The 23,594-nt window shown below is 49.2% G+C and carries 13 protein-coding genes and 1 pseudogene; 13 read left to right on the forward strand and 1 reads right to left on the reverse strand.

The genetic code is table 11. The features are described from left to right. The first annotated feature begins 105 nt into the window (after nt 1-105). From ABXS70_RS29525 to ligA, 13 genes and pseudogenes are all read left to right on the forward strand, one after another. On the forward strand, nt 106-315 hold the full coding sequence (locus tag ABXS70_RS29525) for a hypothetical protein (protein ID WP_342552997.1): 210 nt from the start codon (nt 106-108) through the stop codon (nt 313-315). 281 nt (nt 316-596) lie between these two features. Beyond that, nucleotides 597-1,763 (forward strand): trypsin-like peptidase domain-containing protein, encoded by a 1,167-nt coding sequence (locus ABXS70_RS29530; protein ID WP_366293060.1) that lies wholly within the window; start codon nt 597-599, stop codon nt 1,761-1,763. 47 nt (nt 1,764-1,810) lie between these two features. Then, nucleotides 1,811-3,709: a stalk domain-containing protein gene (locus ABXS70_RS29535; protein WP_366293063.1), complete on the forward strand. Its 1,899-nt coding sequence runs from the start codon at nt 1,811-1,813 to the stop codon at nt 3,707-3,709. 371 nt (nt 3,710-4,080) lie between these two features. Beyond that, nucleotides 4,081-6,594: a DUF3656 domain-containing protein gene (locus ABXS70_RS29540; protein ID WP_366293066.1), complete on the forward strand. Its 2,514-nt coding sequence runs from the start codon at nt 4,081-4,083 to the stop codon at nt 6,592-6,594. 325 nt (nt 6,595-6,919) lie between these two features. Then, the gene (locus tag ABXS70_RS29545) at nt 6,920-10,675 is read left to right on the forward strand and encodes an SNF2 helicase associated domain-containing protein (protein ID WP_366293069.1); all 3,756 of its coding nucleotides are present in this window, start codon (nt 6,920-6,922) and stop codon (nt 10,673-10,675) included. A 143-nt stretch (nt 10,676-10,818) separates the two neighbouring features. Beyond that, nucleotides 10,819-11,698, forward strand: a pseudogene (gene galU / locus ABXS70_RS29550) (UTP--glucose-1-phosphate uridylyltransferase GalU). A gap of 227 nt (nt 11,699-11,925) precedes the next feature. Next, on the forward strand, nt 11,926-12,477 hold the full coding sequence (gene rfbC / locus ABXS70_RS29555) for a dTDP-4-dehydrorhamnose 3,5-epimerase (protein ID WP_366293072.1): 552 nt from the start codon (nt 11,926-11,928) through the stop codon (nt 12,475-12,477). 49 nt (nt 12,478-12,526) lie between these two features. Further along, on the forward strand, nt 12,527-13,552 hold the full coding sequence (gene rfbB, locus ABXS70_RS29560) for a dTDP-glucose 4,6-dehydratase (RefSeq protein WP_366293075.1): 1,026 nt from the start codon (nt 12,527-12,529) through the stop codon (nt 13,550-13,552). Further along, a complete protein-coding gene (gene rfbD / locus ABXS70_RS29565) occupies nt 13,549-14,439 on the forward strand; it encodes a dTDP-4-dehydrorhamnose reductase (protein WP_366293078.1) in 891 nt (296 codons plus the stop codon). Before rfbB ends, rfbD begins: the two co-directional genes overlap by 4 nt. A gap of 251 nt (nt 14,440-14,690) precedes the next feature. Further along, nucleotides 14,691-15,566, forward strand: a complete 876-nt coding sequence (locus ABXS70_RS29570) for a phosphatidylinositol-specific phospholipase C/glycerophosphodiester phosphodiesterase family protein (protein ID WP_342552990.1) — start codon at nt 14,691-14,693, stop codon at nt 15,564-15,566. A 330-nt stretch (nt 15,567-15,896) separates the two neighbouring features. Next, complete coding sequence (locus ABXS70_RS29575) at nt 15,897-16,589, forward strand: heptaprenylglyceryl phosphate synthase (RefSeq protein ID WP_366293081.1); 693 nt, start codon at nt 15,897-15,899, stop codon at nt 16,587-16,589. A gap of 425 nt (nt 16,590-17,014) precedes the next feature. Continuing rightward, a complete protein-coding gene (gene pcrA, locus ABXS70_RS29580) occupies nt 17,015-19,384 on the forward strand; it encodes a DNA helicase PcrA (RefSeq protein ID WP_342552988.1) in 2,370 nt (789 codons plus the stop codon). A gap of 119 nt (nt 19,385-19,503) precedes the next feature. Next, nucleotides 19,504-21,516 (forward strand): NAD-dependent DNA ligase LigA, encoded by a 2,013-nt coding sequence (gene ligA, locus ABXS70_RS29585; protein ID WP_342552987.1) that lies wholly within the window; start codon nt 19,504-19,506, stop codon nt 21,514-21,516. Between the two features lie 98 nt (nt 21,517-21,614). On the opposite strand, the gene ABXS70_RS29590 is transcribed toward ligA, so the two are convergent. Beyond that, a complete protein-coding gene (locus ABXS70_RS29590) occupies nt 21,615-23,027 on the reverse strand; it encodes a molybdopterin-dependent oxidoreductase (RefSeq protein ID WP_366293085.1) in 1,413 nt (470 codons plus the stop codon). Nucleotides 23,028-23,594: the final 567 nt, after the last annotated feature.

The raw sequence follows: 23,594 nt of genomic DNA on the forward strand, positions 1-23,594 counted from the left end.
TTTCTGGATGATAGGGCTTGCATTACTAACAGGGTACAGATAACATAGAGGAAGAGTTTAGGGTATGCGTTAGCTTTTTACTATGGTGAGGAGGTCTGTCTATCCATGCTGCTTGCAGAGGCTGCCACGGCGAGTACATCGAATTTTAATGCATTTGATATTTTTGTCATCCTGTTTACGATCCTGATTTTTATTGGATTGGTCCGCCTGGTCCGGGCACCGAAGAAAAATTTATTTGCGATCGGCTTTACAGTTGTCAGTCTGCTGGTATTTTTGATGACAGACTATGCGATGATCAAAGGCTGGTTTGGTTAACCAACACATGCAGTAGTCCAGTAACATCCCACAGAACATATGGATACACAACCGTGAACACTTTCCACGACATTGATGGAAGGTGTTTTTTCATGTCTTCATAACATGGAGGGAATAGTCATTTTTTGTCGAAAAAGAGCGAAAATTAAAACGATTGTACAGCCATAATTTGTATGATACATTGAGGGATACCGGTATTGCAGATGAGAGAGAAATAGATTCGCCAGGAATCGGTTGTCCAGTCGCGCAAGAAGGATGTATAGAGAGGGTCAGGTGAGATCATGAAAAGGTTTGTAAAAAGGGCAGCATCCATGATGATGGTGGTAGTGCTCTCCATCGGTATGACAGCGACTGCTGGTGCGGCGGCATCCAAATCAGGTATGCAGGCCAAAGTCATTGACGGCCAAGTGTATGTGAATACCAAAGATGTGGTGAAGACATTCGGCGGCAGCGGACAATATGATGCCAAATCTGGCATGTATACGTACAAGGGAAGTGCAAACATCCCGAAAGTGATTGAGAAGGTATCTCCGTCCGTGGTGGGTATCATCGGCAAGACGACGGAAAGTCAGAGCGGGACGGAAAATGACCGTTATAATCTGGCACACGGCACGGGCGTTATTATTCGTTCTAACGGGTGGATTGTTACAAATGCCCATGTCATTGATGAATTGGTTAATCCAGTCGTAGTTACGACGGATGGTAATACATATAACATTACGGACTCATTCAGTGATCCGTTAAGTGATCTGGCACTGATTAAAATTAAAGCCAAATCACTAAAACCTGCAGTTTTTGCCAAGGCTTCACAGACATCCGTTGGGGAGACGGTCATTGCGATCGGTACGCCGATCTCTTTTTCACTTCGTAACTCGGCAACGGTTGGTGTAATCAGTGGTTTGAACCGGGGAGTCGAGGCATCCTACCGCTTAATTCAGACAGACACGGCCATTAATCCCGGCAATAGTGGTGGACCGCTGGTTAACCTGAAGGGTGAAGTTGTTGGCATCAACTCGATGAAATTCTCTGCTGTGGGCATTGAGAGTATGGGATTCTCCATTCCGGTGGATACCGTTAATTTTGTCATCCATCAATTTTTCAAATACGGCACCATCAAACGGGCAAGTCTCGGCCTTGAGCTGGAGGAAAGCTGGTCTGCGATTGTAGGCCTGCCTGCAGAAGATCCGTTGACCGTTACGGGTGTACTGAGCCCGGAAGCGGAGAAAGCCAAGATTAAGGAAGGCGATGCCATCTACAGTGTGGCGGGGAAACGTGTATCTTCCGTCGTAGATATCAATGAACTGCTTAAAGCCTACTTACCTGGACAAAAAGTAAAACTGCTGGTGCAGACCGATGGGGACATCGTTACCCGCACATTGGTACTTGCTGATCGGGATTCCCTCCAGGATGAGTCAGATGAGTCGCTTCTGGCAGATGAAGAAGAATAAAGCCTGGCAAGTAACCCGAATGAATCTAGAGAGGACGAATGAACGGAATGAAAAAGTCATGGTTACGCGTGCTGAGCACGGGGGTATTAGCGGGTATGCTGCTGGCTGGCACGGCTCTGCCGGTGTGGGCAGCCGACGATATGAAGACGAATGAGCTGCGGGTCAAAGCAGGCAGTACCCGTGCTTTTATCAATGGTCAGAAACAGAATATTACGAAACCCCTTATTGTTAAGGGAGTAACGATGGTGCCTGTCGGTGTGTTCAAGAAGGCATTTGGAAGTGAGATCCGGCTGGAGAAGAACGATGTCATTAAAATCAAGCAGGGAGCACACGTCGCAGCTTTGACGATGGGCAGTTCCATCGCCTGGATTGATGGAGCAAAAGTGGAGATGGGTGCTGCGCCGAATATGGTAAACGGTGTGCTGATGGTTCCTCTTCGTCCTGTAGCTGCAGGGATCGGTGCATCTCTTGCGCCGAACAGCGCGGGAGAGATCGTTATTCGTTTGATGCAGACGGGTAAAGGGGCTGAAGATGAGGGCGGTATAGATCTCGACAAGGGTAAAACAAGAATCGGTAACAGTTATTACGGCTGGTCGATGCATTATCCGGCTAATCTCCTTGTGCTTCAATCCAGTGAACAGGAACGGATGATGACGTTTGGTGCTGCGGACGAGAGCTATTATCTCGAAGTGTACGTTAGTGAACAGAATGTTTCGCTTGACGCAGATGACCTGCTGACACAGCTCGTGCAGGTGGCAAAACAGGCGGGCGATACGGTGTTGGATCGTGAAGCGGTATCGAAAGGCAGCAAACCGTATGCACGCATTGTCGTGAAAGATACGGACGGTATGTTATGGGAGCTGCGCCAATATATTCATGACGGGCGTCAATATGATGTGTATTTGGCCGATTATCAAGCGTTCAACTACAAAGATTTGAGCAAACACGCTTCGCTGCTCAACTCCTTTGATCCAAGCTACTCCCCGTCTGACCGTACAATCAAGGATCTCTCTACCGTGGAAGAAGGCATGCGCGCGGCATGGAATGAAGATTATGGAATTAGCTTAAAGGTTCCAGCTGGCTGGTCCATGGATAATAAAAGCATGACCTACGAAGATGAACAAGGTGCGTATCTGCAGCTTCGAGTGACTTCTGCGAAGTCTGGGGCAACCGTGAAAGACTGGAGTGATCAGCTCGAAAAGTGGATGCGTGAAACCTTTACTGCGGAGAGCTATCAGCAGATTGGTTCATTTACAACGGAAATCTCCGGGGAAACCGCTGAGGTCAATGAATTCCGCTATAACTTCGGGGCGGGCTGGCAGACCGAATTCGACGTTCTTTTGCAAAAAAACGGATATCGTTATTATGCCGAGTACACCTTCCCGGAAGGAAAAGCTGCTGACCGGGCATGGTTTAATCAAATCATGAAGAGTGTGGAGATTGATTTTGATACAGTAACGGATAACTTTGGCCAGCTGGACGAAGATCCATATTTGACAGATAAAACGAAGACGATCACGCGCACCTCCAAACGTTATCATTACAGCGTGGATATTCCGCGTTACTGGACACCGTACAGTGATCGGTTTGAGAGCTCACCTGTCATCTATACTTTCACGGGCGGTAACTTCTCTATTGCAGCCTCAGAAGACAAGTCGATTGAGATGACGGTTAGTCAGCTGAGAGAGGCATACGCAGAAGCAGCCAAAACCCGCAAGAGCTTTAGTCTGATCCGCAGTGAGGAACTTACTTTTGCAGGAGTGCCTGCGTTTTCCTTTACGTATCATGAAGAGGACAAGGGTGTGCCGTATACAGGGAGCCAGATTGTGTTTGAGAAAAATGGAGCCACATATACGATCACTAGTGGTCTGAACGATGCAAATCGTACGCAAGTACAGGCAGCCATGCTGGAAAAAGCAGTGAACTCATTTACTTTTAACAAATAATAAATAAAATGAAACAAGATAGTGCCGGAGGGTTTGAGAACCTTCCGGTTTTTTACTGTTTAAAGGCAGGCGGATGTGCCCTTAGAGAGACCGGCAGAATATGTTCACCGTTTGCCGCAGTACGGATGAGGTTGAAAAGGATAAACGGTTTTTTCAGGAAAGCGTAGAAGAGTAGGTGTAGAAGTGGTACACTATACTAGTTCAGGAGTTATTACTTCTGATTCGAGAAATCGAGAGACTGTAGGCCCGGATTTCAGGCAATACAGACTAATGTATAGATATAGTGATACTTGACGTGACAGCAATAAGGCGTACTGAGATAGAGGTACAAGGGAAGAAAACCGGCGTAGGCCGGTATGGGGAGGGTCTACATGAAAACAGCAGCATTACGAAGAGAAGACGTTGAACTTCTGGCACCCGCAGGGGACTGGGATTGCATGCGTTCGGCGGTAGCCAACGGTGCGGATGCGATTTTCTTCGGGGTCGAAAAATTTAATGCACGGGCGCGCGCGAACAATTTCCGCATGGACGAGCTGCCGGAAATTATGGCGTTTTTGCACAGTTATGGCGTGAAAGGGTTTCTGACCTTTAATATATTGATTTTTGAAAATGAATTGAAAGATGCGAAGGAACTGATTGATGCCTGCGTGGATGCAGGTGTGGATGCAGTGATTGTACAGGACTTGGGTCTGGTCAAAATGATTCGTGAAATCTCGCCGGACTTCCCGATCCACGGTTCCACCCAGATGACGATTACGTCTCCTGAAGCGGTGGAGTTTACCAAGCCGTTTGACATGGAACGTGTCGTACTCGGACGAGAGAACAATCTGAAGCAGATTCAGAAAATCGGGGAACAGGCCAAACTTCCGATGGAAGTATTTGTGCACGGTGCACTCTGCGTATCCTACTCGGGTCAATGTCTGACTTCCGAAATGTGGGGTGGACGTTCCGCGAACCGTGGTGAATGTGCACAGGCCTGCCGTCTGCCGTATGACCTGATGGTGGATGGCGTTCACCAGCCGATGGGCGATGTAGCATATCTGTTGTCTCCGAAAGACCTGGCAGCGATTGATATCATGCCGGAACTGATTGAAGCGGGTGTGACGTCATTCAAAATTGAAGGCCGCCTCAAAACGCCTGAGTACGTGGCGAACGTGGTCAGCAAATACCGTAAAGCGATTGACCGTTATTTTGACGGTGATAATACACGGGCAAGCAGGGAAGAGATCCGTGAGCTGCAGCAGAGTTTCTCACGCGGATTCACACATGGGTTCCTGGACGGCATCAACAACAAACAGCTGGTAGACGGCACATTCCCGAAAAGCCGCGGCGTTTATCTTGGTCGTGTGAATCAAGTGCTTCGTGACGGTGTGGTTCTGAAACTGGACGCACCAGTGAAACGTGGAGACGGTATTGTGTTTGACGCCGGTGATCCAACGAAGAAAGAAGAAGGCGGACGCGTATATGATGTGCGCCGTAAAGGTGTAAAGATTGAAGGCGAAGCCGGCGAAGGCTGGATCGTGGACATCGTGCCAGGCCGCAGTGATGTGGATCTGCGCCGCGTAAAAGTGGGCGACAAGGTGTGGAAAACCAATGACCCTGCGCTCGACAAACGTCTGCGTCAGAGTTTTGAGACCGATAAGCCATACCGTGTCTTTCCGGTTAAAGTCAAAGTTATCGGCAGTCCGGGCCAGCCGCTCAGCACATGGTGGACCGATGTGCAGAAGGGAACGACCGTGCGCGTAGATTCGGAGATGGAACTGGACATTGCCCAGAAACGCCCGATGACCCATGAACTGCTCGAGGAGCAGTTCGGACGTCTCGGCGGCACCGTGTTCCAACTGGAGGGACTGGATGTCAACCTGCACGGTGACGTCATCATCCCGATGCGCGAGTTGAATAATATTCGCCGTCAGGCGGTCGAACAACTCGCGGGCGAGCGCCCGAAACCGCCCGTCTACGTGAAACGGGCAGTGGACGTGTACGGCGATGCGGTACAACCGGCATCTCCAGTGGCTCGCGGTCAAGCAGAGCTGACCGCGCTGTGCCGCAGCCTGCCGCAAGTGGAGGCAGCGCTGGAAGCGGGTGTCGGCATGATCTACGCCGACTTCGAGTTCATTAAACAGTTCCCGGCAGCGGTGGAAGCTGTACATGCTGCAGGCGGCAAGATTGCGCTGGCTACACCGCGTATTCATATGCCTGGCGAGAACGGCTATCACAACAATATCCTGCGTTTGGAGCCGGATGCGGTGCTCGTTCGCAACACAGGTGCGCTGTACTTCTATCTGCGTCATCGTAGAATGAATCCGGACGCGAAGCATCCACAGCTTATTGGTGACTTCTCCTTGAACATCGCCAACCACAAGGCCGTGGAATTGTTCCTAGAAGCAGGCTGCGACTGGATCACACCATCGTACGACCTGAACATTCAGCAGATGGTTGATCTGCTCGGTAACTCCCGTACAAGTCAGACTGAAGTTGTTATCCATCAGCATCTGCCGATGTTCCACACAGAGCACTGTGTGTACTGTACGTTCATGAGTGAAGGAACGGATTATACGAACTGCGGGCGTCCTTGCGAGGAAAAACGGGCATCCCTGCAGGACCGAATCGGGATGTCTCACCCGGTGCGGGTGGATGAAGGCTGCCGTAACACGGTCTATAACGCCGTAGAACAGTCTGGTGCCGAGTACCTGACCAACTTCATGGATCTGGGAGTATCCCGTTACCGGGTAGAGTTCCTGGAAGAAACACCGGAACAGGTGAAGGAAGTCATCGACCTGTACAATCGTGCACTGCGCGGCGAGATCAGCGGTACGCAGGTATGGAAAACATTGAAAGCAACGAACCAACTGGGCGTTACACGCGGTCAACTGGTGAAATAAACGGAGCAACAAGCTATATAAGTTGAACTATTTTTTTACACAAAAACGGAGAGGGCAGAAAAAACCTGAAAAAGCGAAGCGTTCGCCTAAAAGCTTTCTGTAAGAAAGCTGCATCGGAAGCCTACGCTTATCACCGGATTTTCCCTTTTAGGAAAGGGAATCAAAAAATCTGGGGATAACAGTGATTGGAAGGTTATTCTGTCATCGAAGTGCACGTGTAAACAACTGGGTTTCAACTTAATAAGCAACCCCAATCTCTGCTTTACGGAGCTCTTGGGGTTTTTTCTATAAAGAAACGGAATCTGTATTCAAGGAGGTGTGAAGTATGGCGGCACCGTTCACCATCATGGATATCAAATTGCTGTGCGGGGTCACGGCATTCAAGCACGGCGAAGAATATCAACAGTCCGGAAGGATTGGCAGGCTGGCTGTGAGTGAGGATGGACGTCATTATCAAGCGGTTGTTCGAGGTACAGAAACTTACGAAGTCAAAGTGGATCTGGATGACGCGGGAGAGATTGAAGCCTACTGTGATTGCCCGGCATACGGCAGCTATTATGACTATTGCAAACATATCGCGGCTGTTCTGCTTGCTGTTCATGAACATGCGGGCACGACAGAATCGTCCGGCGGCACAGGGTCAACCTCGAAGGTAGGCACGCTGGTCGAAGAAGAGAGATGGGAGCGGCCTTACTCATCGCCAACGTCATCGCCATCTCCATCTCCATCGCCAGCATTATCCCCACCTGCACACGTATCGGCTTCTAAATTCATATCTTCCACCAATGTATCCTCAGCAGCAGATGATAACGGGAAGGCATACGATGAATTAGCAAATCCTTCTCGGATAAGCACCGCTCATCCATCGTCTGCACGGGAGATGCAGGCACAGCAACCGCAGCGATCCCACCAACCGGAGCAAGCGCAGCGGCAAAGGCTGGAGACGATATCATCTTCCCCTTTTGCCCAGGCAGGTCGTCCAAGTTCAGCTTCAGGCTGGGGCCGCTCTGCGGATAAACCGTCCTATCGTACAGCAGATCAGATTCTGTCCATGTTTGCCAAAGATCGGAGATTACCACAAGAACGGGAGTCGAAATACACGGCACCAGTCACTCGCTCCATGCTGCGTGAAGAGCTGCAGATACAGTATATATGCAAGCTGGTGCATGTTTCTCGAGGCATAGGCAAACTTGCACTGGAATTGAAGGTGGGCAGCAAACGTCTCTATGTTGTGCAGAAGGTCAAGCAGTTCCTGAACTGTGTCGAAAAGGGTGAGCCTATGTCCTTCACCAAGCTGTTTCATTATGATCCGCTCATGCATGTATTTCGAGCTCAAGATCAAGCGATCCTATCGATGCTCATTCGTATGAGACAGAGTGAAGAAGCATACCGCGAGTCGATTTCGGGGTATTTGGGGGCTTCGGACGGACGGGAGATTTTGATCGCCCCGATTGTGTGGAAACCGCTGCTTGAGCTTCTACTGCAGGCGGACAGTCGGATGGAGGGCACCGGACTGGGGAACGGGCCGCTTGTGCCGAGCGAAGGAGCGCTGCCTTTATTTTACCGGATTGCGGAGGGCGCTAATGAAGGATATCAGCTGGAAGTATCGGGATTGCGTGAGCTGATCCTGCTTCCGGCGTATGATGCTGCGGTCGTTGAAGGTCAGCTGTATATGCTCGAACCGATGCAGATGCGCAGTCTGGAGGATCTAAGCAGTGCGCTCACATCGTATGGCATTAAAGAGAGTATTGATATTTCGGCACAGCAGGTCGATGAGTTTGTACAGCATGTCGTACCGGAACTGCGGACCTTGGGGCATCTGTCCATTGATTCCCGTGTGCGAGAACAGATCGCTGAACCAGAGCTGTCTCCGAAGCTGTACATCGACTTTTACCGGGAACGCATTACGGCGCGTCTGGAATTTGATTATGGTGTGATGGTTATTAATCCGCTGGCGGAGTACCTGATCAGTGAGGAAGAAAAGAAGGTCATTCTGATTCGCGACCGTTTCAAGGAACGGAATCTGGTGGAGAGGCTGGACCGCTCATTTCTGGAGCGTGAGGGCAGTGTCTGGGCAAGTGAGCGTGAGGATGCGATCTATGATGTGATGTATCACCTGCTGCCGGAGCTTGAGAAGCTGGCCGATATCTATATGCCGAATGCTGTAAAAGCGATGATGCCGACTTATCCGGTACCGCCCAAGGTTCGTGCAGATCTCGGGAGGGGGCTGGACTGGCTGGAGATTTCCTTCGAGATGGAGGGAGTAGACGAGCAGGAGCTGCAGGAACTGATGCGCAGTATTGTGGAAAAGAAAGCTTTCTTCCGCCTGCGAAGCGGTGTCTTCCTGTCACTTGAAAATGAAGGCGCGAGCAGCTTCGCTCGCATGGCTGACGCGCTCGGGCTGGAAGCAGGAGATATCCAGAGCAGCCATATTCGGCTGCCTGCAGTAAGGGCTTTACAGCTTCCCGGTAAGCATGAGGTCTCCGGTCATGTGAAATGGGGCGGTTCGCTCAAACGTTTCCTGGGTGATCTGCGTGATCCTGACCGAATGGACTTTCCACTCCCAGAGGCGCTGGCACCCGTGCTGCGGGATTATCAGGCGAGCGGATATCAGTGGCTTCGTACATTGGCACATTACCGCTTTGGCGGTATCCTGGCCGATGATATGGGACTGGGCAAAACGCTGCAAAGCATCGCCTATATCACCGCATCGTTACAGGAAAAGCCTATATACGAGCAGGAGCAGGTACCGACAGATCAAACGGTGTTTGGTATAGGAGCTCATTCGGATAGCGACAACTCTCCAAACGCAGTTGATGCTTGGCACATCTCGCAGCAGGAGGGGCTGACCATTCGTACGCGAATGTCGCATCCTCCGGTGCTGGTTGTCGCGCCAGCTTCATTGACCTACAACTGGGCGAACGAGTTTGCGCGGTTTGCTCCTCATCTGAACGTATTGATCGCCGCCGGGCAAAAGGATGAACGGGCCAGCATGCTGGCGGATATGGACAATGCAGATGTAATTGTGACATCATACCCGCTGCTGCGCCGTGATCTGGATACGTATTTGGGGCGGACATTCCATACCCTCATTCTGGACGAGGCACAGGCCATCAAAAATGCATCGTCCCAGACTGCGCAGGCCGTCAAACAGATTCAGGCGCCGCGGCGTTTTGCGCTGACAGGTACACCCGTAGAGAATTCTCTGGATGAACTGTGGTCTATTTTTGAAGCGGTTTTCCCGGGATTGTTCCCGAGTTACAGAAGGTTTCGCGACCTGCCGCCGGAGCGAATCTCGCGCATGGTGCGTCCGTTCATTCTTCGCCGCCTCAAGAAGGATGTGCTGGAAGAACTGCCGGATCGTATTGAGACGGTGCAGCGATCTGAGCTGACAGTGGAACAGAAAAAGCTGTATGCAGCTTATCTGTCTCAGCTTCAGGATGAAACTGCAAAGGATATGGAAGACGACGGCTTCCAGAAAAATCGGATCAAAATTTTGGCAGGCATCACCCGTCTGCGCCAGTTATGCTGTCACCCTGCTCTTTTTGTAGACGGATACCAAGGAGATTCCGGCAAAATGGAACAGCTGCTGGAGACCGTTCAGGACTGTCTGGCCGCTGGCAAACGTATTCTAATCTTCTCCCAGTTCGCCAGTATGCTGCGTCTCATTCGTCAGACTCTTGCTGCGCAGGGAAACAATCTATTCTATCTGGATGGACAAACTCCTGCACAGAGTCGTGTGGACCTGTGCCGCAGATTTAACGAGGGAGAAGCTGACTTGTTCCTGATCTCTCTCAAGGCTGGTGGAACCGGGCTTAATCTGACGGGAGCCGATACCGTCATTCTATATGACCTGTGGTGGAATCCCGCTGTGGAGGAACAGGCGATTGGACGTGCGCACCGCATGGGTCAGAAACAGGTGGTTCAGGTCATTCGTCTCGTGACCGAGGGCACCATTGAAGAGAAAATTCTGGAACTGCAGCAGCGGAAGAAAGACTTGATTGCCGAAGTCATTGAGCCGGGCGACGGGGGATCGACTACGTTATCCGAGCAGGATATTCGCGAGCTGTTGATGGTGTAGAGCAGGTTCACTTTTATTCAACGATTATCCATAAATTGTGGTAATGTATAGAGAAATGTACGAATTTCACTGCCGTGATCGAATGCCATAAACGTGTAATTCTATACCACCTTCTTATTTACTCAGCCAAAGGAGTGTTTCCTATTCGTATTCGCAAAGCGATTATTCCAGCCGCCGGACTGGGAACGCGGTTTCTGCCTGCCACCAAGGCCATGCCAAAAGAGATGCTGCCCATCGTGGACAAGCCAACCATTCAATACATTATAGAGGAAGCTGTAGCTTCCGGAATTGAAGATATTATTATCGTGACGGGTAAAGGAAAACGGGCGATTGAGGACCACTTCGACTCTTCCTTTGAGCTTGAGCAGAATCTGGCAGACAAACAGAAGTGGGACCTGCTGAACGAAGTGCGCAAACCTTCCGAGATGGCTGACATTCATTATATCCGGCAAAAGGAACCCAAGGGACTGGGTCACGCCATCTGGTGTGCCCGCAAGTTTATAGGTAACGAACCGTTTGCCGTCCTGCTCGGGGACGACATTGTGGAAGCGGATCACCCATGCCTGCAGCAGATGATTGAAGTCTATGACGAACTGCAGTCTCCTATTGTGGGCGTGCAGCCTGTCGAATGGAGTGAGGTGCCCCGATACGGAATCGTGGATGGAGAGCAGTTAACCCCTACGGATAAACGTGTGTTCCGCGCGCGCCGGTTGATAGAGAAGCCGAAAACGGAGGATGCTCCTTCCAATCTGGCGATCATGGGCCGTTATATTCTGACCCCGGACATCTTTGAAATTTTGGGCAGACAATCTGCCGGGGTTGGCGGAGAGATTCAGTTGACTGATGCCTTGTCCCGTCTGAATGAACAGCGCCAGATTCTGGCGTATCATTTCGACGGCCTGCGCCATGACGTGGGTGAGAAGTTAGGTTTTATTGAAACGTCCATTCATTATGCGTCTGCAGCGGCCGGATCTGCGGGAGGACTTGCTTAAGTACCTGGAAGAGATCGTTGGCAGGCGCTGAGCTGGTCCAATTGTGTTTTTTAGATGGTGCACATCGTCATTGATGTATTGTTATATCATTTATATCTTTCCTGAATGTTCTGAATATGCATCAGCCCAGCCGATTGATCACATTTCGGCTGGGCTTTTATGTATCACCAAGGCGAATGAACAAACACTTGGAATGCTGCTCTCATATACATAATCAAAATGAAGAAATATTGTCCAAGAGCAGAACGGGGGGATAAGATGAAGATAATTCCGCTGTTTATGAAGGATGCAGCCATACTGGAGCCGAAGGTATACGGAGATCATCGCGGTTATTTTCTGGAAAGTTATAACGAGCGGCTGCTGTTGGATCACGGGATACATTATGACTTTATTCAGGATAATCAATCCTTGTCAGCTGAAGCGGGAGTGCTTCGGGGCCTTCATTATCAGCTTCATCCAAAAGCACAAACCAAGCTGGTAAGGGTAATCTCCGGCGCGGTTTACGATGTCATTGTAGATATTCGCAGCGCTTCGCCTACCTTTGGTCAGTGGAAAGGTGTCATACTCAGTGAGTATAATCAGCGTCAGCTGCTGGTTCCCCAAGGATTTGCCCACGGTTTCTGCACATTGGTTCCTCACACCAAAGTGGTTTATAAAGTCGATGCGTATTATTCGCCTGAACATGACCGGGGCATTTTATGGAATGATCCCGTACTGGCCATCGACTGGCCTGTAACGGAGCCGATCTTATCGGATAAAGATCAGAAACATCCTGTTCTTCGGGATGCAGAGCTGCATTTTGATGAATGACAGACCATTCACATACGGTCAATAAGTGGATACAGAGGAGTGAGACAGCATGAAATTACTGGTTACAGGCGGAGCTGGATTTATTGGCAGCAACTTTGTATTATACATGCTTCGTGAGCATCCGAATTATGAAATTGTTAACGTGGATGCATTGACGTATGCGGGTAATTTAGAAAATTTACAGTCGATTGAGTCCAATCCGCGGCATACTTTCATTCAGGCTGACATTGCAGATGTACAGCAGATGGAGGATATTTTTGCCCAAGGGATCGATGTGGTTGTGAATTTCGCTGCTGAATCCCATGTGGATCGCAGTATTCTCGCTCCAGATGTGTTTGTCCGTACAAATGTTATGGGGACACAGGTACTGCTGGATGCAGCGAAAAAATATAAGATCGCCAAATTCGTACAGGTTTCAACCGATGAAGTGTACGGCTCTCTTGGACCCACAGGGCTTTTTACAGAAGAGACACCTCTGACGCCGAACAGCCCTTATTCTGCCAGTAAAGCCGGGGGAGACCTGCTCGTCAGAGCTTACCACGAAACGTTCGGTTTGCCTGTTAATATTACCCGCTGTTCCAACAATTATGGTCCGTTTCAATTCCCGGAGAAGCTTATTCCGCTCATAATCTCCCGTGCTTTGAAGGATGAAGCTGTTCCGGTATACGGTGACGGTCTGAATATTCGTGACTGGCTTTATGTTGAAGATCACTGCCGTGCCATAGATTTGGTCATTCATCAGGGTAAATCCGGTGAGATATACAATATAGGCGGTAATAATGAACGGACTAATATTCATATTGTAGAAACCGTGCTGCAGCAGCTGGGCAAACCGACGACTCTGATCCAATACGTACAGGACCGTTTGGGGCATGATCGGCGTTACGGCATAGATCCAACGAAGCTGCAGACCGAGCTTGGATGGAAACCTGTGCACAATTTTGAAACGGGTATTCAAGAGACGATTCAATGGTACTTGAATCATCAGGAGTGGATGGCGAGCGTACAGTCCGGTACTTATCAGGATTACGTGAAGCTGCAGTACGGTCAGCGGATGGGTGATTTGAACACATGAGACTTCGAATGCTGGTAACAGGAGCAGCCGGACAGCTGGGGTATGATGTCGTGAAAAGTTTAGAAGCAGCCGGCCATCATGTACTCGGTTGTGATCGGGAACAGATGAACATTACCGATCAGCAGCAGTGTACAGACCAGATCGAGGCATTCCAGCCGGATGTCATTGTTCACTGCGCCGCTTTTACTGCGGTGGATCAGGCGGAAACGGATATCGATACGGCTTTTGCCATCAATGCTGCAGGCACACGAAATATAACTGCTGCTGCCGAGAAAGTGAAAGCCAAGCTGGTTTATATCAGTACAGATTACGTGTTTGACGGGACGGGAGATACGCCGTATCAGGAGTACGATATCCCTAATCCGCAGAGTGTATACGGCAAGTCTAAACTAGCTGGGGAACAGCTGGTTCAGAGTTTGAGTACGCGGTGGTTTATTATCCGCACATCATGGGTGTTTGGGAGCCATGGCAGTAATTTTGTCCGAACGATGCTGGGCTTGATGACAGAGCGCCCGCAGCTGCAGGTTGTCCATGACCAGAAGGGATCACCTACCTATACCGTTGATCTCGCACAGCTGGTGGCTGAACTCGCAGTAAGTGAGAAATACGGCATGTATCATGCCTCCAATGCAGGGAGCTGTACATGGTACGAATTTGCGCAGGCGATCGCTGAGGAAGCGAAAAAACAAGGTTTTTTTCAAGCAGCAGCTCATTCAGCCCAGATCATCCCCTGCACGACTTCACAGTTCCCACGCCCCGCGCCTCGTCCGGCCTATTCTGTAATGGATCATCTGGGAATTCGTATGAATGGTCTTCAATCCATGAGGCCCTGGAGAGAAGCGCTGATTGCATTTTTACATGAGCTGTATACAAAGAAAGTCAATTAGAAATGCACTCTTAATCACATGCTTAATCTCATGCTTAATCTCATGCCACAATTATATCTGCCGCTAGGAGCGCCGCCTCTGGGCGGTTTTTTGTTTTGCATGTGTCGAATTCGGGTAGTTAGTTACCAAAATGCAATATGACATCTGGTGTTCTTTTTTTGGAAGGATAGGAGCCAGTTAAAGAATTTAAACCATCGGGAATTTCGATTCTATTCCGAGTTTAATACGTCTGAGAAGGATGTGAAAATGATATGAAACGTATTGCCGCCGTATTGACACTGCTGCTCGTTACCGTGGGTACACTCTTTTGGGCGAATGACAGCCAGAGTGAGGAGCAGCGAGACGGATTTACAAACTATCGTTTAATTGCCCACGCGATGGGAAGCATTCGGGAACAGCCGTACACCAATGCGTATGAAGCGATGATTTCGAATTATGAGAAAGGCACACGGGTATTCGAAATTGATTTTATGCTTACCTCAGATCGCGTGGCTGTAGCCAGACATGAGTGGACGGCCAACATGAGCAAAATGCTCGGACAGGATGAAGAATTGCCAGAGCACAAACAAGCGGGAGCACTTACACATGATGAATTCATGAACACACCGATTCTTGGCATGTACCAGCCTATGGATGCCGATGGCATTATGAACGTATTGTCCAAGTACCCGGATATGTATATCGTAACCGATACCAAAGAGCAGAAGGACGAGGATATCCAGCAGGTGCTTCAATCATTGGTCGATGCGGCGAACAAACATGATCCGTCTGCACTGAACCGAGTTGTTGTACAAATATATAATGAACCGATGCTCGAAAAGGTAAAGGAAGTATACAGTTTCCCCTCTATTATTTACACGTTATATGCTACGCAGGATACCGAAGACCAGGTTGTACAGTTTGTAGAGAATAATGACGTCGATGCTGTCACTATGCCGGAATATAAAGTGAACCAGAACTTTGTGGCCAAGCTCAAGAAGGCTGGAGCAGTAACGTATGTGCATACCATCAATGATACCCAGCAGGCAGCAAACTATGAGAAATGGGGCGTATACGGTGTGTACTCGGACGTCCTGACCGAGCAGGAAATGGAAGAGATGAACACAAAATTTGCCTGGAAACCTTAAAAAGTGAAGACAAAGAACAGATTTAGAAGACATCGACGTATCGCTAGGGGCAAGCCTTTAACCCAGGTACAGGAGCCTCAGCAGTCGGCTGGGGGTTGTTCTGCGCCAGATGCATGCGGTCGTACGCCTGCATCAAGGCCATTTGCATTTTGCCTGGCTGTGGGGACTGACCCGAATGAAAGATGAAAGACACAGACTTTATGATGAAGCAGCAAAAAGTCTGTGTTTTTTTGTTCGCCTTTTATACGAACATTGACACCTGCTGCCTGCTGACTTAGACTTAGTTTATAAGCTTTTTAGGATGCAGAAGAACCTCTGGAGGAATGTTCGTTGATAGACATGATTAAGCAGTGGAGACACGTATTTAAGCTCGACCCGGACCGGAAAATTACGGACGAGGCACTGGATCAGATATGCATGTCGGGAACCGATGCCATTATCGTTGGCGGATCATCAGGAATAACATATGACAATACGGTAGATCTGATGTCCCGGGTGCGTCGGTATGAACTGCCCTGTGTGCTGGAAGTATCGGATCTGGAGGCAGTTGTGCCAGGGTTTGATGGCTATCTGATTCCTATGGTGCTGAACACACCTGACAGCAAATGGATCATTGGACAGCATCAGCAGGCCATTGAACGTTACGGTTATTTGATCCCGTGGGATTTATTAATTACCGAAGGGTATATTGTGCTTCATGCGGACTCGACGGTGGCAAGGTTAACCGGAGCAGATACCAAACTGACTGCAGAGGCTGCGGCTGCGTACGCTCAGGCTGGGGAGAGACTGCTCAACCTACCTATTATATATATGGAATACAGCGGGACATTTGGTGATATGGAGCTGGTAGGCGAGACACACAGACAGCTGGACCGGGCACATCTCATTTATGGCGGCGGTATTGATACGGCGGAGAAGGCAGGACAAGCTGCCCAGGCAGCAGATACCGTTGTTGTCGGTAATGTAGTGTACAGCAATTTACAGCAAGCGCTGGACACAGTACAAGCTGTGAAAGGCGCCTGACCGGTTTAGTTTACCAATCCCCCACATCCCTCTTGGAATCTGTTAAAATAGAACTTCGGCTTTTATGACGAAGTAATATCGCATTGATGAGATGTAAACCTTTTATAACAATTACGATTTATGGTTTATCAGAATTTAAAATTGCAGGAGCAATCTGAAATTTATAAAAACTGAAAAGCTGCTGCAGTTTTCTTGTTGTTTTACCTAACTCTAAGTATAAGGAGACTATGTTTACACGCGAACGGAGAGGACAGAAATAAGCTGGAGAAGCGGAGTGTTCGCCTTTATTACCGGATATTAACCACTAGAAAACAGTTGAAAAAAATCCAGGAATAACAGCGATTGAAAGCTTATTCTGTCATCGGAGTGACAAAGTGTAACCTCAAGCCCCTTATACGATCAACCAACGAAAGGAGCATGCATGCATGCAACCTGTAAATATACATGACGCCGTCGCACGGCTCAATACGCCTCAGCGCCAAGCTGTCGAGGCAACGGATGGACCGCTGCTCATTATGGCTGGCGCGGGCTCGGGCAAAACCCGGGTGCTGACACACCGGATCGCCTATCTGATCGCAACACGGAAAGCACCGCCGTGGGGCATTTTGGCGATTACCTTTACCAATAAAGCCGCACGTGAGATGCAGGATCGGGTATCTCAGCTCGTAGGCGGTTCTCAGGGCCGCGACATTTGGGTATCTACCTTCCACTCCATGTGTGTGCGCATTTTGCGCCGCGACATTGAACGGATCGGTTTTACATCGAACTTCAGCATTTTGGACTCATCCGACCAGCTCTCCGTTATTCGCAGCTGTATGAAAGATCAGAATATTGATACGAAGAAGTTTGAACCAAAAGCTGTTCAGGCGATGATGAGCACAGCCAAAAACGAACTGATCAGCCCTGAACAGTACGAGAAGCAGGCGGGCGACTATTTTGAAGGCATTGTAGCGAAGGTATATACGATGTATCAGCGGCGGTTAAGAGCCAATAATTCGCTCGACTTCGACGACTTGATCATGGCAACGATTCAACTGTTCAAAGAAGTGCCGGAAGTGCTCGACTTTTACCAAAAGAAATTCCAATATATTCACGTCGATGAGTATCAGGATACGAACCGTGCACAGTACATGCTGTGCCGTATGCTCGCTGACAGTCATCACCGCATCTGTGTGGTAGGAGATAGTGACCAGTCGATTTACCGCTGGCGCGGAGCGGACATTACCAATATCCTGAATTTTGAAAAGGACTACCCGGAAGCACAGACAATCCTGCTGGAGCAGAATTATCGTTCCACTTCCAACATCCTAAATGCAGCGAATGAAGTGATTGGCCTTAATACAGGCCGTAAGCCGAAGAAGCTGTGGACGGATAAAGAGGGCGGCTCCAAGATTAAGGTATACCGCGCGGATTCCGAGCACGATGAGGGGTATTTCGTAACCTCCGAGATTAGTAAAAACGTGAAGAATGGTAAATCCTATCAGCATCATGCGATTCTGTATCGTACCAATGCTCAGTCCCGGGTCATCGAGGAAATTCTGATCAAATCGGACATTCCGTATCAGATTGTCGGCGGCATCAAGTTCTATGATCGGAAAGAGATTAAGGACATTCTAGCCTATTTGCGTCTGTTATCCAACCCGGATGATGATATCAGCTTGACCCGAATTATTAATGTGCCGAAGCGCAGCATCGGGGATACGACTGTAGCCAAGCTGGCAGCAGCGGCGGGTGAACGTGGGGTTTCCATTTTCCGTGTACTGCAGGTCGTGGATGATCTGGGCTTTGCTGGCCGCACACGTAACGCGCTGGTGGAGTTCTATGATATGATTGCTGCGCTTCACCAGATGGTTGAATATTTGTCGGTTACGGAGCTGACCGAGAAAATTCTGGAGATGAGCCAGTATCGCGACGAGATGCAGAAGGAAAATACGATTGAATCCCGCGCACGGCTGGAGAATATCGAAGAGTTTCTGTCGGTAACGATGGAATTCGAGAAGAATAATGAAGACAAAACGCTCGTTTCGTTTCTAACCGATCTGGCACTCATTGCAGATATCGACAGCATGAACGACGATGAAGAGGATCAGAGCGATGCAGTCACATTGATGACCATGCACAGTGCAAAAGGTCTGGAGTTCCCGGTTGTCTTTATCGTGGGGATGGAGGAAGGTGTCTTCCCACACAGCCGCGCCTTTATGGATAACGAAGAGCTGGAGGAAGAACGCCGGCTGGCTTATGTGGGCATTACGCGAGCAGAAGAGCAGCTATTTCTGTCCTGTGCACAGATGCGGACATTGTTTGGACGCACAACGGCGAATCCGCCATCCCGGTTTCTGGATGAAATTCCGGATGAGCTCAAGGAAGATACCTCCATCGCACGTGACCGTTACCGTCGTGGAACCAGCACAGGCGGAGGCTCGTATGGAGGACGCGGTTTAGGCTCCAGTGGTGGAAGTAATTTCGGCGGAGGTGCAGGTGCGTCCAGGTTGTTTGAGCAGCAGAGCCGAAGTGGTTCATCCGCAATGGCTTCTTCTGGGCCAACGTCCCGGGTGACGACCAGCACTTCTCGTCCAACCTTTGCGGCACCAGCATCTGCTTCGAAGTCTGTTTCCTCAGACAGTGCGGCAGGATTTAAGGCAGGCGACAAAGTGCAGCATGGCAAATGGGGGACAGGTACCATTGTCGCGGTCAAAGGCAGCGGCAATGATACGGAGCTGCAGATTGCTTTCCCGGCTCCGGTTGGCGTAAAACGTCTGCTCGCCGGATTTGCCCCGATTACCAAAGTGGAATAAGAATGAAATAGCCTATTGTATGATACTGAACTGACATGAACATCCATTCTGCCATGTTCCTTGATTACAATAGGCATGTTCGTTCTACATATATTAAATTAATGGAGGGATGGCCCCATATGGACCCGATGCACCGGATGGAGCAGCTCGTTACCGAGCTGAATCAGCACAATTACCAGTACTATACGTTGGATCAGCCGCAGATCAGTGACAAGGAGTATGACCTTCTGTATGACGAACTGGTAACACTGGAACAGGAGAGCGGCATCGTTCTGCCTGATTCCCCCACGCAGCGTGTAGGGGGCGAACTGCTCAAAGGATTCAACCCGCATCGTCATTTATCCCCATTATGGAGTCTGGACAAAGCGCAGAACATTGAACAGCTGCGCAGTTGGAATACCCGGGTATTGAAGCTGGTCAATGATTACAACAGCAAAAATCCGGACAATCCTCTGCCAGAACCGGGTTATGTGATTGAGTTGAAGTTTGATGGATTGACCCTGAACCTGACCTACACGAACGGTGAACTGGTACAGGCTTCTACACGTGGAAACGGGACAGTGGGCGAAGGCATTCTTGCACAGGTCAAGACGATCAAGTCGGTTCCCCTCAAAATTCCGTATACTGGAGGCACTATTGAAGTGCAGGGTGAGGGGATCATGAATCTCTCTGTGTTGAACCGATATAACGAGACGGCCGCAGAGCCGCTCAAAAATGCCCGTAATGCCGCAGCAGGAGCGCTTCGCAACCTGAATCCGAAGACAACAGCCGAGCGCCGGTTGAATGCTTATTTTTATAACGTCGGATATTCGGACGACATTCAGTTTGCTACTCATCAGGAGATGATGGACTTCCTGCGCGATAATCGTTTCAAAGTGAACCCGTCCCTCACCTACTTCCACGAATTCGATGATGTGATGGAGCAGCTGGAAGCCATACAGGAAAACCGCGGCCAACTGGATTATCTCATTGATGGAGCGGTTATTAAACTGACAGACATGCGTACTCGTGACGTGTTAGGTTATACGGACAAGTTCCCCCGGTGGGCAGTTGCGTACAAGTTCGAGGCGGAAGAGACAACAACCGTGCTGAACGAAGTCGTGTGGAATGTCGGACGAACAGGCAAAGTGACTCCGCTGGCGCGAGTAGAGCCGGTTGAACTTGCTGGAGTTACGGTGCAGAACTGTACGCTGAACAACGTGGGTGATATCGAACGGAAAAATCTGAAGTACGCCCTTGGTTCACGTGTATTTATTCGTCGTTCCAATGATGTTATTCCCGAGATTCTCGGTAAAGTAACCGAAGAGAATGATGGCGAGGAGATCATATATCCAGAGCAGTGTCCGGCATGCGGATTCCCGCTGGAGCAGCGCGGAGCACACTTGTTCTGCAACAACAAACTGGCGTGCAAACCGCAGACCGTTGCTCGTATCTCCCATTTTGCTTCGCGGGATGCCATGGATATTGAGACATTCAGCGAGAAAACAGCGATTCAGTTGTATGATGAATTGAACGTGCGTGAACCGGCAGACCTGTATACACTGCAGTTTGACGATCTGGTGAAGCTGGAGCGATTTGGCGAAAAGAAAGCGAACAACCTTCTCGCTGCGCTGGAGCAGAGTAAAGATCGGGATCTGGCTTCGTTCCTGTACTCATTAGGTATCCCGAACACAGGTAAATCTACGACACGTATGCTTGCTGAGCATTACCGTGATCTGCATGCGATCATGAACGCGACTGCAGAAGAGCTGGTTGAGCTGCCGGACGTCGGTGGTATTGTGGCGGAGAGCATCGTTAATTTCTTTGCTGATCCGTTCACACAGGCGGCGATTGAGAAGATGCTGCAGCTGGGTGTGAAGGCACAGGCACCGGAAGCACCAGCCGCGGTGGCAGAGGATTCCTTCTTCAGCGGGAAAACAGTCGTGCTCACAGGAACACTGCATCAACTGACCCGTGAGGAAGCGACGCAGAGACTCGAGGCACTTGGTGCGAAAGTGACAGGCAGTGTATCGAAAAAGACTGATCTTGTCATTGCCGGAGAGAAGGCAGGCAGTAAATTAACGAAGGCCCATGATCTCGGTATTCCGACCATTGAGGATGAAGACGAACTGGTGCGTTTGTTAAATTCGTAAATAAAATAACTATGAATTAATGAAGGAAAGCCTCCAAGCACACGTTATGCGTGTTATTGGAGGCTTCTTTATTGGTTTTGTGAAAATTGAATTTAGAATTATGAACCATTGATATTTGGAAAACGCTGAGATGCACCGGATAACCATGCATCCTTGTCATACCCCCGTTCCTCCCAGTAGCCGATATGTTCGCTGTCAATCACCTCGATGCGGTTTAACCATTTGACCGATTTGTATGCATACATCTGCGGAATAACAAGTCGTACCGGGCCGCCGAGATCTGCAGGAATAGGTTTACCATCGTGCATAACAGCAATCATAATGTCATCCATCCGGGCCTGCTCGAGCGTGATTGCATCGGTATAGACTCCGTCACCCGAATAAAACTTGATGCTGTGGGCTCCGGGTTTTACACCGGCTTCCTCCAGAAAATGTCTCAGCGGAATGCCTTCCCACGTATTCTTGTACACCGACCAGCCCGTAACGCAGTGAAAATCACTGACTTGTACAGTGCGTGCAAGCTTTACGAACTGCTCCCAATTCCAGAGCTGCGCGCGTTCAACAAGTCCATCTACTCGGAACGACCAGTTTGCATTGGAAAATGAAGGAATAGGGGTTACGGTGTATACGCGAAAATGGCCCTCAGCTCCGCCACCCATAGGAGGTGAGGAAGCAGACAATGGCTGCGGCAGCGGAACCATCCGGTTGGGATCGTTCTCCAGCATGCTGTCTATGCTGTTATCGAACTTGAGGTTTTTACCTACCCACGATACAAAAGTGGGCCCAAGAGTGACAGCGAGCCCGATGCCCACGGCTGAGCGGATAAAGGCTCGGCGGGTGTATACCGGCTGAGGTTTTTCGACCTTGTCCGTCTTCATGCTGTGAGGAGCTTGTGGCTGACTCTGTTTATCATGGAGCAATTGGTCCGCTTGTACAGCGGAAGCAGCTGCTGGTGTGACGCGTGTATGCGAATCGTAACCTTCGGAAGGAGTTACCGACGTCTCTTTACCTTGATTTTGTGCACGAGGTTCATTCATATGAATCGAACGGCGTGAAGTGTCCTTCAACCATCGTGTTCGCGTGATGGAATGGTAGATGATATAAGGAAGTCCAACCCATGTAAGCAGATCATGAATCAAAAGAGCGGTATTGGACCAGCGGGGGCCAGCCAATTTGAACTGCCATAAAACAATACCTGATAACAGCCATCCGATCAGAAGAAAGAGAACAATGATGGTGTTTACTTTTTGCCACGGTTTATTACGAAGCTGCTTCCAATGCTTACCGGCCAGAATAAAGTAATATACTACAGGGAGAAGCATAACTAGACCGACTCCAATATGCATCCATTTCAACCAGACACGACCGATGCCCAAAGTTTCACGCCAGAAGCCGCCAATTAACATAAGACCGGTCACAGTAAGAATGACAACGACCCATGCATTCCAGGCGTGAATGGAAACCAGCTTTTTGCCGTAACCTTTACGCATCTTTTTTAACCAATCCTTCAAGTGGGTTCACCTCGCATTATTATTTATGTTGAGAATTGCAGAACCGAATGATAAACAATGTACATTTCAAGGTAAGGTCGTCGGGGCAGGGGATAGAAAGGGCTGCCAGAAAAGGCATAATGATAGCGCTATAGTCGGAGTGCTTTGATGTAAGGGGAACATTAGGGTACTCCCTCTAATTAAAGATACCTTATTATAAAGTTTTTGGATCACGTACTTCAAATTCAATCTTGTTCGAGCTGTCACTTCAATTGTTTTACTTCGCAAAGCCAAAAGTCACTCCATTTCGATCACTCGTTTAGCAATTAAAATTATTCTAACGGGGATATGATAAAATTTAAATAAAATGCTTGCTAAATGAATATCAACATGATATATTATTTCTTGTCGCTTCAAACGGACGAAAGTCGAATACGGTTGAAGAGTGATGAAAAAGATTGTTGACAGAAACTGAGTTAACATGATAAGATAAACTTCCTGTCTGGTTGACATGAGTCGACAAAGATCAAGTAAACCAAGTTCCTTGAAAACTGAACAAATGGATAGTAACTTATGATTTACAACGAA

This window comes from Paenibacillus sp. AN1007 (assembly GCF_040702995.1).
Lineage (GTDB): Bacteria > Bacillota > Bacilli > Paenibacillales > Paenibacillaceae > Paenibacillus.